The sequence below is a fragment of the Streptomyces sp. NPDC005202 genome (genome assembly GCF_040608235.1).
Lineage (GTDB): Bacteria > Actinomycetota > Actinomycetes > Streptomycetales > Streptomycetaceae > Streptomyces.
In genome coordinates this window covers 743,755-756,637 of the sequence record NZ_JBEXHW010000001.1, presented here as the reverse complement: position 1 = coordinate 756,637, position 12,883 = coordinate 743,755, and the positions used below count along the sequence as shown (strand labels likewise).

7 protein-coding genes are annotated in these 12,883 nt (G+C 70.0%); 6 read left to right on the top strand and 1 reads right to left on the bottom strand.

Annotation, left to right across the window (positions count from 1 at the left end; translation table 11 throughout):
- Positions 1–139 precede the first annotated feature (139 nt).
- Positions 140–1,075 carry a DUF4184 family protein gene (locus ABZV31_RS03515; RefSeq protein ID WP_355887440.1) on the top strand — a complete coding sequence of 312 codons (936 nt, stop codon included), beginning with the start codon at positions 140–142 and terminating at the stop codon, positions 1,073–1,075.
- Between the two features lie 806 nt (positions 1,076–1,881).
- Here ABZV31_RS03515 and polA read toward each other — a convergent pair.
- Positions 1,882–4,608, bottom strand: coding sequence for a DNA polymerase I (polA, locus tag ABZV31_RS03510; protein WP_355887439.1), 2,727 nt, complete (start codon positions 4,606–4,608; stop codon positions 1,882–1,884).
- 311 nt (positions 4,609–4,919) lie between these two features.
- Here polA and ABZV31_RS03505 point away from each other — a divergent pair, with 311 nt between their 5' ends.
- From ABZV31_RS03505 to ABZV31_RS03485, 5 genes are all read left to right on the top strand, one after another.
- Positions 4,920–7,214, top strand: coding sequence for an FdhF/YdeP family oxidoreductase (locus ABZV31_RS03505; protein ID WP_355887437.1), 2,295 nt, complete (start codon positions 4,920–4,922; stop codon positions 7,212–7,214).
- Between the two features lie 50 nt (positions 7,215–7,264).
- The gene (locus ABZV31_RS03500) at positions 7,265–7,753 is read left to right on the top strand and encodes a hotdog fold thioesterase (protein ID WP_355887434.1); all 489 of its coding nucleotides are present in this window, start codon (positions 7,265–7,267) and stop codon (positions 7,751–7,753) included.
- Positions 7,754–8,787: 1,034 nt separating this feature from the next.
- A complete protein-coding gene (locus tag ABZV31_RS03495) occupies positions 8,788–10,008 on the top strand; it encodes a branched-chain amino acid ABC transporter substrate-binding protein (protein WP_355887601.1) in 1,221 nt (406 codons plus the stop codon).
- Positions 10,009–10,132: 124 nt separating this feature from the next.
- Complete coding sequence (locus ABZV31_RS03490) at positions 10,133–11,062, top strand: branched-chain amino acid ABC transporter permease (RefSeq protein WP_355887431.1); 930 nt, start codon at positions 10,133–10,135, stop codon at positions 11,060–11,062.
- A gap of 4 nt (positions 11,063–11,066) precedes the next feature.
- Positions 11,067–12,878, top strand: a complete 1,812-nt coding sequence (locus ABZV31_RS03485; protein ID WP_355887429.1) for a branched-chain amino acid ABC transporter permease — start codon at positions 11,067–11,069, stop codon at positions 12,876–12,878.
- The last annotated feature ends 5 nt before the right edge of the window (positions 12,879–12,883 follow it).

Below are 12,883 nucleotides of genomic sequence, written 5' to 3'. Positions count from 1 at the left end.
CGGGACCCGTTCGTGCCCGGTTTTCACCGGTTGGCCATGTGCGGTGGTGCGAGGTGCCGCGGGTTCGTATCCCGCATACTGAACGCCGGTGATCACCTCAGTCACCGGGCTCGGTCAACGTCCATCGGGGGGAGCCCAGTTGCCGTTCACTCTCAGCCATGCCGCGGCCGTGCTGCCCGCGGTGCGCGGTGACGGAACGGGGCGGGGCAGGCTGGTGCCGGCGGTCCTCGTGGCGGGTTCCTTCTCTCCCGACATGACCTACTACGCGGCGAGTGTGCTGCCCAGGGCGATGGAGTTCGGTACGGTCACGCACTCCTTCCGCGGGGTCTTCACGGTCGATGTGCTCGTCGCCTGGGTGCTGGTGGGCCTGTGGCTGCTGGTGCGCGAGCCGCTGGTGGCGCTGCTGCCGCGGGCCCGCCAGGGGCGGACGGCGGCACTGTCGCGCTGCGGGGCGCCACGCGCGCGCGTACGGCCGTCCTTGGCGCTGTGGTGGTACGTCTCCGCCGCGCTGGGCGCGCTGACGCATGTGGTGTGGGATGCGTTCACGCATCTCGACCGGTGGGGGATGCGGCTGTTTCCGGTCCTGGGCCGTCGGCTGGCGGGCACGCCGCTGTACTGGTACCTGCAGTACGGCGGTTCGGCGGTGGCGGCAGTGGTGATCGCCGGGTTCCTGATGTACGTGCTGCGGCGGGCGCCGGTGGGTGAGCCGGTGGGGGTTCCGTTGCTGTCGGGACGGGACCGGTGGTGGGCCGGGGCCGTGGTCGGGGGCTGCGCGCTGATGGGGGCGCTGCGGCGGGCCTCGGAGCGGTGGGTCCTGCGGGGGCCGGCGGCGCGGCCCTGGGAGCTGGTGCCGACGCTGTGCTTCGGAGCGGGCGCGGGGCTGGTGCTGGGGCTGCTGGTGTACGCCGTCGGGGTCAGGGTGTGGCGTCCGGCTCGGGTCCCTGGCGGTTCCGGCGGGGGTGCGGGTTCTGGCGGTTCCGGCGGGGGTGCGGGTCCTGGCAGTTCTGGCCGGGGTGCGGATCCTGGCAGTTCTGGCGGGGTCGGCGCGGAGGCGGGCCGCCCGGCCCGCCGGTGACGCTGGTCGCGGTCGAGACGAAGACGGTGACGGTGTGCACCCGGCCGGGCCGTGGGAGCCGGGTGAGGAGCAGCTCAAAACAGCCGCGGGCCAGGTCGGCCCACAGGCGCCGGGGGGTGTCTCGTCGCCGGGGGTGAGTCGGCGGCGGAGGTCGGCTGCGGTGCGGCGCAGGGTCGTCGCGAGGTCGGTGAGGATGCGGGCAGTGCTCGCGTCGGCCGCGAAGACCGGGACCGGCGGGGGCGGCGCGGAGGGGGCCACGTCGGCGTCTGCCTGGGCCACCTCCGGCCGGTGGTTGAGTATGCGTATACCCATGCCCGCATCTTGGCGGGCCGGGGTAGCCGGGGCTTTTCTGCGGGGGCCACGTGAGTGACGGGCCTCTGGGGCTGGCGGCGGCTTTTCTGCCGGGGCCACGCGCATGACAAGCCCCCGGACCTGGCGGCGGCTTTTCTGCCGGGGCCACGCGCATGACAAGCCCCCGGACCTGGCGGCGGCTTTTCTACGGGGCCACGCGCATGACAAGCCCCCGGCTCCTGGCGGCGGCTTTTCTACGGGGCCACGCGAGTGACAGACGCACCGGGGGCTGAGTGGAGGCTGTGCCGGCGGTTCGGTGGGTCGGGCTCCGGCCGGTTCGGCACCTCCCCCACGGTCTTGAGGGCGTGAGGGGCCCCCAGCCGCGCCGCAGGGGTTGCTCGCCGTTGCGGTGGAGACAATCGGTGCTGGTCGGCGCGGTGGGCGGCGTGCTACGGCGGGAGGGCTCCTGGAGCGACCGGCGCCGACAGGAACCCTCCGCCGCGCACCGTCGGAGGCTAGTGCGCTGCCGACTCCCAGTCCGGGCCCACGCCCACCGAGACGTCCAGGGGGGCCCTGAGGTGGACCGCGTTGGACATTTCGCGGCGGACGATCTCCTCGGCTGCCGCTCGCTCGCCGGGGGCGATTTCCAGGACGATTTCGTCGTGGACCTGAAGGAGCATGCGGGACTTGAGGCCGGCCTCGCGCAGGGCCCGGTCCACGTTCAGCATGGCGATCTTGACGATGTCCGCCGCCGTGCCCTGGATCGGTGCGTTGAGGGCCATCCGCTCGGCCATCTCGCGGCGCTGGCGGTTGTCGCTGTTCAGGTCGGGCAGGTAGCGACGGCGACCGAACAGGGTTTCGGTGTAGCCGGTGGCCCGCGCCTCGTCGACCACCCGGCGCAGGTAGTCCCGTACGCCGCCGAAGCGCTCGAAGTACGCGTCCATCAGGGCCCGCGCCTCGGCCGCCTCGATGTTCAGCTGCTGGGACAGGCCGAAGGCCGACAGCCCGTACGCCAGGCCGTACGACATCGCCTTGATCTTGCGGCGCATCTCCGCGTCCACCGCGGAGGGGTCGACCCCGAACACCTGCGAGGCCGCCGTCGTGTGCAGGTCCTCGCCGGAGGTGAACGCCTCGATCAGGCCCGCGTCCTCGGAGAGGTGGGCCATCACGCGCAGCTCGATCTGGCTGTAGTCCGCCGTCATCAACGACTCGAAGCCCTCGCCGACCACGAAGCCGCGGCGGATCGCCCGGCCCTCGTCGGTGCGGACCGGGATGTTCTGCAGGTTCGGGTCCGTCGACGACAGGCGGCCGGTTGCGGCGACCGTCTGATTGAACGTGGTGTGGATCCGGCCGTCCGCCGCGATGGTCTTGATCAGGCCCTCGACGGTGACGCGCAGCTTCGCCTGCTCGCGGTGGCGGAGCATGATCACCGGCAGCTCGTTGTCCGTCTGCGTGGCCAGCCACGCCAGGGCGTCGGCGTCGGTCGTGTATCCGGTCTTCGTCTTCTTCGTCTTCGGCAGGGCCAGCTCGCCGAAGAGGACCTCCTGGAGCTGCTTGGGCGAGCCGAGGTTGAACTCGTGCCCGGCCGCCGCGTGCGCCTCCTTCACGGCCTGCTGCACCGCGCCCGCGAACATCTGTTCCATGGCTTCCAGGTGCGACCGGTCGGCGGCGATGCCGTGCCGCTCCATGCGGGCCAGCAGGGCCGAGGTGGGCAGCTCCACGTCGCGCAGCAGCTCGGCGGCGCCGACATCCCGGAGACGGGCCTCGAAGGCCTCGCCCAGGTCGAGGATCGCGCGGGCCTGGATCATCAGGGCCTCGGCCTCGGCACCGTCGTCCGCGCCGAAGGCCAGCTGGCCGTCGGCCGCGGCGGCGGGGGCCAGCTCCCGGTGCAGGTACTCCAGAGACAGCGCGTCCAGGTCGAAGGAGCGGCGGCCCGGCTTGACCAGGTAGGCGGCGAGCGCGGTGTCCATGGTGACGCCCTCGACGCTCCAGCCGTGCTCGGCGAAGACCCGCATCGCTGCCTTGGCGTTGTGGAAGACCTTCGGCCTGGCCGGGTCGGCGAGCCAGGCCGCGAACGCGGTCTCGTCGGCCTCGTCCAGCTGGGACGGGTCGAACCAGGCGGCCGCCCCGCTGGGCGCGGCGAGCGCGACCTCGGCGACCGAGCCCGTGCCCAGCGCCCAGGCGTCGACCGTGGCGACACCGAGGGCCTGCGTACCGTGCTCGGCGAGCCACGGGGCCAGCTCGCCGGTGCCGAGCACCGTGCCGTCCAGCTCCACGCCGTCCGCCGCGATCGGGGTCGTCTCGGCCTCCTCGGCGCCCGGGTCGACGGCGAAGAGCCGCTCGCGCAGCGAGGGGTTGCGGATCTCCAAGGTGTCCAGGACCATCGCGACGGCCTTGCGGTCGTACGGAGCGCGCGCGAGGTCGGTGACCGACTTCGGCAGCTTCACGTTCCGCTCCAGCTCGGTGAGCCGTCGGTTGAGCTTGACCGCCTCCAGGTGGTCGCGCAGGTTCTGCCCGGCCTTGCCCTTGACCTCGTCGGCGCGCTCGACCAGCTCGGCGAACGAACCGAACTGGTTGATCCACTTCGCGGCCGTCTTCTCGCCGACGCCGGGGATGCCCGGGAGGTTGTCGGAGGGGTCGCCGCGCAGCGCCGCGAAGTCCGGGTACTGCGCCGGCGTCAACCCGTACTTCTCGACGACCTTCTCCGGGGTGAACCGGGTCAGCTCGGAGACGCCCTTCGTGGGGTACAGCACCGTCGTGTGCTCGGAGACCAGCTGGAAGGAGTCGCGGTCGCCGGTGACGATCAGCACCTCGAAGCCCTCGGCCTCGGCCTGGGTGGCGAGGGTGGCGATGACGTCGTCCGCCTCGTACCCCTCGACGGCGAAGCGCGGGGCGTGCATCGCGTCGAGCAGCTCGCCGATCAGCTCGACCTGGCCCTTGAACTCGTCGGGGGCCTTGGAGCGGTTCGCCTTGTACTCGGTGAACTCCTCGGAGCGCCAGGTCTTGCGGGAGACGTCGAACGCCACCGCGAAGTGCGTGGGCGCCTCGTCACGCAGGGTGTTGGCCAGCATCGACGCGAAGCCGTAGATCGCGTTCGTCGGCTGGCCCGTCGCGGTCGTGAAGTTCTCCGCGGGCAGCGCGAAGAACGCGCGGTAGGCCAGCGAATGCCCGTCCATGAGCATCAGCCGGGGACGGTCGCCGCCGGGTGTCTTGTCGGTCGTCTTCGATGCTGTTTCTGCCACGACCCCGATCCTGCCACGAGCCACTGACAGTCGGACCCGGCCTCTGCCGACGACCACCCTCCGTGCTGGGAGGCAGCGGCCACGGGGGGTGCCGATCGGTTGGGCCGGACCGCGCCGTCGGGGTCCGGCCCAGCCGGACCGCGCTGTCGTGGTCGCCCGCCGTCGCGGCCGGGAAGTTGTGCGGCGACGCAGAGTTGACCGTCCGCACGCATGCTGCCGCTGTCCGCCAGGCCCGGGCGGGATCATTGTCACTGCCACGTGCGAGGATCGGAGACGTACTTCACACACGCAGTCGAAGGGGAGCGCGCGCGATGGCCACGAAGCCGCCCAAGGGTGATCCGGTTCAGGACGCGCCGCAGGTCGCCGAGCCGAAACACGCTGCGGCGGGGCTGCCCGCCATCGGGCACACACTGCGGATCGCCCAGCAGCAGATGGGCGTGAAGCGCACCGTGCTGACGCTGCTGCACGTCAACCAGAAGGACGGCTTCGACTGCCCGGGCTGCGCCTGGCCGGAGCCGGACCACCGGCACAAGGCGGAGTTCTGCGAGAACGGCGCGAAGGCGGTCGCCGAGGAGGCCACCCTGCGCCGGGTCACCCCGGAGTTCTTCGCCGCGCACTCCGTTACCGACCTCGCCACCCGCAGCGGCTACTGGCTGGGCCAGCAGGGGCGGCTGACGCACCCCATGTATCTCCCCGAAGGGGGAGATCACTACGAGCCGGTCACCTGGGAGCGCGCCTTCGACATCATCGCCGAGGAGATCGCAGCCCTCGGCTCCCCCGACGAGGCCGTCTTCTACACCTCCGGCCGCACCAGCAACGAGGCCGCGTTCCTCTACCAGCTGTTCGCGCGGGAGCTCGGCACCAACAACCTGCCGGACTGCTCGAACATGTGCCACGAGTCGTCGGGCTCGGCCCTGTCCGAGACGATCGGCATCGGCAAGGGCAGCGTCCTGCTCGAGGACCTCTACAAGGCAGACCTGATCATCGTCGCCGGCCAGAACCCCGGCACCAACCACCCCCGCATGCTCTCCGCCCTGGAGAAGGCCAAGGCGAACGGCGCGCAGATCATCAGCGTCAACCCGCTGCCCGAGGCGGGCCTGGAGTGCTTCAAGAACCCGCAGACCCCTCAGGGCGTCCTCAGGGGCGCCGCCCTGACCGACCTGTTCCTGCAGATCCGCATCGGCGGCGACCAGGCCCTCTTCCGCCTCCTCAACAAGCTGATCATCGAGACGGAGGGCGCCGTCGACGAGGACTTCGTCCGCGAACACACCCACGGCTACGAGGAGTTCGCCAAGGCCGCCCGCGCCGCCGACTGGGACGAGACGCTCACCGCGACCGGGCTCACACGCGAGCAGATCGACCGCGCACTGAAGATGATCCTCGCCTCGCAGCGCACCATCGTGTGCTGGGCGATGGGCCTGACCCAGCACAAGCACGCCGTGCCCACCATCCGCGAGCTGGTCAACTTCCTCCTCCTGCGCGGCAACATCGGCCGCCCGGGCGCGGGCGTGTGCCCGGTGCGCGGTCACTCGAACGTGCAGGGCGACCGCACCATGGGCATCTTCGAACGCCCCGCCCCGGCTTTCCTGGACGCCCTGGAGAAGGAGTTCGGCTTCGCCCCGCCGCGCGAGCACGGCTACGACGTCGTCCGGGCCATCCGCGCGCTGCGCGACGGCGAGGCGAAGATCTTCTTCGCGATGGGCGGCAACTTCGTCTCCGCCTCCCCCGACACGGAGGTCACCGAGGCGGCCATGCGGCGGGCCCGGCTGACCGTGCACGTGTCGACCAAGCTCAACCGCTCGCACGTCGTCACGGGCGCGCGTGCCCTGATCCTGCCGACGCTCGGCCGCACCGAGCGGGACCTGCAGGTCGGCCCGGACGGGAAAAGGACAGCGCAGTTCGTCACGGTCGAGGACTCCATGGGCATGGTGCACGCCTCCCGCGGCCGCCTGGAGCCCGCGAGTCCGCACCTGCTGTCCGAGCCGGCCATCGTCTGCCGCCTGGCGCGCCGCGTGCTCGGCGAGGACAGCAAGGTGCCGTGGGAGGAGTTCGAGAAGGACTACGCCACGATCCGCGACCGCATCGCGCGCGTGATCCCCGGCTTCGAGGATTTCAACGCGCGCGTGGCCCGCCCCGGCGGCTTCGCGCTGCCGCACGCTCCCCGCGACGAGCGCCGCTTCCCGACGGCGACCGGCAAGGCCAACTTCACCGCCGCGCCGGTCGAGTACCCGGAGCTGCCCGAGGGGCGGCTGCTGCTGCAGACGCTGCGCTCGCACGACCAGTACAACACCACGATCTACGGACTCGACGACCGCTACCGCGGCATCAAGAACGGCCGCCGGGTGGTGCTGGTCAACCCCGAGGACGCGCGAGCCCTGGGGCTCGCCCACGGGTCGTACGTGGATCTCGTCAGCGAGTGGCGGGACGGGGTGGAGCGAAGGGCGGCCGGGTTCCGGGTCGTGCATTATCCGACGGCGCGGGGCTGCGCGGCCGCGTACTACCCGGAGACCAACGTCCTGGTTCCGCTGGACGCCACCGCCGACACCAGCAACACCCCGGCCAGCAAGTCCGTCGTCGTGCGTCTGGAACAATCGGCGACCGACTGAGCGTTTGCTCAGTCGAGCGCGACTGATCACGACGAACGGAGCAGGACCCGATGGGCGAGCAGCAGCACGTGAAGTTCCCGCAAGAGGTCATCGACGAGTACGCCGCGCTCGGCGTGGACCTGCAGGCTCTCTTCTCCGCAGGGCATCTCGGGACGCGGATGGGCGTGCAGATTCTTGAGGCGTCGGCGGAGCGGGTCGTCGGCACGATGCCGGTGGAGGGGAACACCCAGCCCTACGGGTTGCTGCACGGGGGCGCTTCCGCCGTGCTGGCCGAGACGCTGGGGTCCGTGGGGTCCATGCTGCACGGGGGGATCTCGAAGCTCGCGGTGGGCGTAGACCTGAACTGCACGCATCATCGGGGGGTGCGCTCCGGGCTGGTGACGGGGGTTGCCACGCCCGTACACCGGGGGCGGTCCACGGCCACGTACGAGATTGTGATCAGTGACGAGGAGGGGCGGCGGGTGTGCAGTGCACGGTTGACCTGCATGCTGCGTGACGTGACGCCCCGGGACGCAGGACAGGTCGGCACCGCCGGCTGACGCCGAGGGGGCAGCGCCTGCGGGGTGCCGCTGCGACGACCGGCGCCCGGCCGCCGGAACTGCCCGCGGCTGCACAGGACTCACCGCCGCCTTCCCCGCCCCTGCCCCCTCCCCCTACCGTTTCCCCATGAGGCTGCGGCCATGAGTGAGACCGGTCCTGTAGAACCCGTCAACTCCTCTGCAGGCGCAGGAAGTTACGAGATCATCGGCGTAGACGCCCGCGCCTGAGTGATCGCTGGTACGCACTGTCGTCCCGCACGCGGCGGACCGTTCTCGCCGGGACCGCCGCCCTCGCCGCCGCCGGCGCCGTCCTCCTGCCGCAGGCCCTGACAACCGACCGCCACCAGCCGCCCGCGCCCGCCCCCTGGCCCTGGAACGTCACTGCATGGCGGTACGTCGGGCTCGCCCAGCCCCTCGGCTCCCGTGCCACCAGCGGCGCCTTCCGCTTCGCGGTCTTTGTCGACAGCGGTCCGCCGGTCACCCAGAACGTCACCGGCGCCGCCTTCTCCGGGCTCACCGCCCGTGCCACCCCCGATCCGGTCTTCACCGTACGTACGGGGACAACTCGCAAGATCACCGTGGAAATAACCGTATCCGACTGTTTGGGACTGCCCCTGAATGCGGACCTGCCCTTTCTCGACGTAACGCTGCGTAACACGCGCGCAATACAGCACCACAGTTTCATCTTCGGCAGCGCGTACTCCCGGGACCTTTCCGCGCTCCTTCACGGCGCCTGCGACGGGGCTTCCGCCCGGCCGGGCCCACGGCCAAGCGGAAGTGCGAGTTCTCAAAATGTGGACTGAGGGGAAATTCCGCCAAACCGACCGAGAGTCCCCGGCGTCGAGGCTTCCCAACCAGCACGTCATAACAAGAAAGTCACAAGCGAGCTCGTGGCGATGCCCATGCCCACAGACCGGGCTTAGAGTCACGGCCAGTCACCGCTCCATCGGGAGTTCGGTACCAGCGCAGCACCTGCCGTCCCCCCACAGGGGCCGACGTGCCTGCTGAAAGGACTGATTGTGCGACAGCGTTCTTTGGTGATACTTACCTCCGTTCTCACCACCGGAGCTCTGACTCTCACCGCCTGCGGCTCCCGCGACAACAAGAGCGGCGACAGCGGGTCCGGCACCACGCTGACGATCGGTGTCGACGCCCCGCTGTCCGGCGAGAACTCCACCACCGGTCTCGGCATCCAGTACGGCGTCCAGATCGCCGTGGACGACGCCAACAAGAACAACTGGGTGCCCGGTGTCAAATTCAAGGTCAAGGCCCTGGACGACAAGGCGCAGCCCGCCACCGGCCAGTCCAACGCCACGGCCCTCGTCGGCGACAGCACCGTCGTCGGCGCCGTCGGCCCGCTGAACTCGGGCGTCGCCCAGTCGATGCAGCAGGTGTTCAACTCGGCCAACATGGTCGAGATCTCCCCGTCGAACACCAACCCCGAGCTGACCCAGGGCAAGAACTGGCAGACCACCAAGACGCGGCCGTACAAGTCGTACTTCCGCACCGCCACCACCGACGCCCTGCAGGGCGGCTTCGCGGCCGACTACGCCTACAACGGCCTCAAGAAGAAGAAGGCCTTCGTCGTTGACGACAAGCAGACCTACGGCGCCGGCCTGGCGAAGATCTTCAACTCCTCCTTCACCAAGCTCGGTGGCAAGGTGGCCGGCACCGACCACGTGAACACCGGCGACAAGGACTTCGGCTCCCTCGTCACCAAGATCAAGAACTCGGGCGCCGACATCCTCTACTACGGCGGCCAGTACGACGAGTCCGCGCTGATCACCAAGCAGCTCAAGGACGCCGGCGTCAAGATCCCGCTGTTCGGCGGCGACGGCATGTTCGCCTCCACCTACATCGAGACCGCCGGCAAGGCCTCCGAGGGCGACCTCGCCACCTCCGTCGGCGTCCCCGCGGACACCCTGCCCGCGGCCAAGCAGTTCATCCAGACGTACAAGTCCAAGGGCTACAAGGGCGACTACGCGGCCTACGGCGCATACGCCTACGACGCCGCCACCGCCATCATCAAGGCCGTGAAGGCCGTCAAGGACGCCAACGGCGGCAAGCTCCCCGGCGACATCAAGACGGACCTGCGGAGCAAGGTCGTCGACGAGGTCCAGAAGTCCAACTTCCAGGGCATCACCGGCAAGGTCTCCTTCGACCAGTACGGCGACACCCAGAACAAGCAGCTGACGGTCTACCAGGTCGAAAACGGCAAGTGGAAGGCTGTGAAGACCGGCACCTTCAACGGCTGATCCCCAGCCACCAGCACACCGCAGCACGGGCCGCGCGGAAGGAGGACCCCGACCGCGTGGCCCGTTTCCACACCCCATTCCGCACACCAGTGCACACGACCACCAGCGACATGGAGGCCACGCGGTGAACACCCTGCCGCAGCAGCTGGCCAACGGGCTGCTCCTAGGCTCGATGTACGGGCTGATCGCCATCGGCTACACGATGGTGTACGGCATCGTCCAGCTCATCAACTTCGCACACGGCGAGATCTTCATGACCGGCGCGTTCGGCGCGCTCACGGTCTACTTCTACATCCTCCCCGACGGCACCACGATGTGGGCGGCGGTGCCCCTGATGCTGGTCGGCGGCGGGATCGTCGCCGTCCTCGTAGCGGTAGGAGCGGAACGATTCGCCTACCGGCCACTGCGGCAAGCGCCGCGGCTGGCCCCCCTCATCACGGCCATCGGCCTCTCCCTGGCCCTCCAGGAGGTCGTCCGCAACTTCTACCCCGGCGCCGACAAGGCCCGCTCCTTCCCGAGCCTCGACACCACCCACGACATCGGCTCCGTCACCATCAAGGACGCCGACATCTTCCTGATCGTCGCCGCCGTCGTCTGCATGTCCACTCTCGCCTGGTTCGTCCGCAAGAGCCGCACCGGCCGCGCCATGCAGGCCACCGCGCAGGACCCCGACACCGCGCAGCTCATGGGCATCGACACCAACCGCATCATCGTCATCGCCTTCGCCATCGGCGGATTCTTCGCCGCCGTCGCAGCCCTGTCGTACGGCCTCAAGTACGGAAACATCGACTACCGCATGGGCTTCCTGATGGGCCTCAAGGCGTTCACCGCGGCCGTCCTCGGCGGCATCGGCAACATCTACGGCGCCATGCTCGGCGGCATCGTCCTCGGCATCGCCGAGACCCTCGCCTCCGCCTACATCGACGAGATCCCCGGCATGCAGCAGCTCGGCGGCCAGAGCTGGGCCAACGTCTGGGCCTTCTGTCTCCTCATCCTCGTGCTCCTCTTCAGGCCCCAGGGCCTGCTCGGCGAGCGCGTCGCGGACAGGGCGTGATCACATGACCGAGACGACCAAGACCCCCGCCACCCCACCCGCCAACGCCGTCCCCGCGCCCGCGCCGCGCGGCCTGCTTCCGCTCCCCCTGGCAGCGGCCCGCGCCCTCCTCCTCGCCGGCGGCACAGCCACCGCGGCGTCCACCTTCCTCGCCTGGACCTGGACATCCAAGTTCCCTGGCGACCTCACGGTCACCGGCTACCCCGGCGGCCTGCAGTGGCTCACCTTCACCGCCGGTGTCCTCACCGCCCTCCTCACCCTCGCCTCCTACGGCATCCGCGGCCTCGGCTGGCTCCTGCCCGCTCGCAACAACGCCCCGCTCTTCCTCACCGCCCTCGGCGGCTTCGGGGTCACCTGGTACACGATCATCTCGATCAGCGCCGAACTCGGCGGCCTCGCCAACCTCGAGCCGGGCGGCTGGGTCGCCGCCGTCGCCTCCGTCGTGCCCGTCATCGGCGCCCTCGCCCTCCCCGAGGAGAGCGCCGGCAAGACCAAGGAAACCCTCAAGGCGTACATCGCCAAGCCCGAGAACATCCCCGCCCCGCACACCGCGCCGGGCTGGGTCCAGCGACTCGTCATCACCGCCGTCACCCTCATCGGCCTCGGCGTCTTCACCTACGGCATCGACACCGAGTACGGCGAGCTCTTCATCGGCTACCTCATCGTCGTCATCTTCGCCGTCTGGGCCCTGCACACCGCCGGCCTCCTCGACCGGTTCTCCCGCCTCGTCGCCGCCAACCGCAGCTTCACGCTCGCCATGGGCTTCGTCGCGGCCATCCTCTTCCCCTTCACCCAGACCGACGACCACTACGCCAACATCGGCGTCAACATCCTCATCTTCGGCACCGTCGCCCTGGGCCTGAACATCGTCGTCGGCCTCGCCGGCCTCCTCGACCTCGGCTACGTCGCCTTCCTCGGCGTCGGCGCCTACACCGCCGCCCTGGTCTCCGGCTCCGAGTTCTCCAAGTTCTCCGGCGTCCAATTCCCCTTCTGGGCCGCCGCTCTCACCGGCGCCGCCGCCTCGCTCGTCTTCGGCGTCCTCATCGGCGCCCCGACCCTGCGACTGCGCGGCGACTACCTCGCCATCGTCACCCTCGGCTTCGGAGAGATCTTCCGTATCGCCGTCAACAACATGGACGGCGTCTCCGGCCCCGACATCACCAACGGCCCCAACGGCATCCCGTCCATCCCCGACCTGAACTTCTTCGGATTCAACTTCGGGGAGCCGCACGACCTCGGCGGCTTCACCATCGGCCGCTTCGCCAACTACTACCTCCTGATGGTCCTCGTCATGGCCATCGTCGTCATGGTCTACACCCGCGCCGCCGACTCCCGGATCGGCCGCTCCTGGATCGCCATCCGCGAGGACGAGACCGCCGCCACCGCCATGGGCATCAACGGCTTCCGCGTCAAGCTCATCGCCTTCGCCCTCGGCGCCACGCTGGCCGGCCTCGCCGGCACCGTCAGCGCCCACGTCACCTACAGCGTCGTGCCCAACCCGTACCAGTTCGCCGGCGCCGCACCGCCCAACTCGGCGTTCCTCCTCGCCGCCGTCGTCCTCGGCGGCATGGGCACCGTCGCCGGCCCGCTCCTCGGCGCCGCCCTGCTCTACCTCCTGCCCGAGAAGCTCGTCTTCCTCCAGGACAAGTCGCTCCTCGCCTTCGGCATCGCGCTCATCCTCCTGATGCGCTTCCGCCCCGAGGGCATCATCGCCAACCGCCGCCGCCAACTCGAATTCCACGAGACCGGCCAACTCGATGTACCAGAACAGACGACGCTGACCGACGAACCGGCCGTCACCAAGGCGGGGGCGTAAAGAAC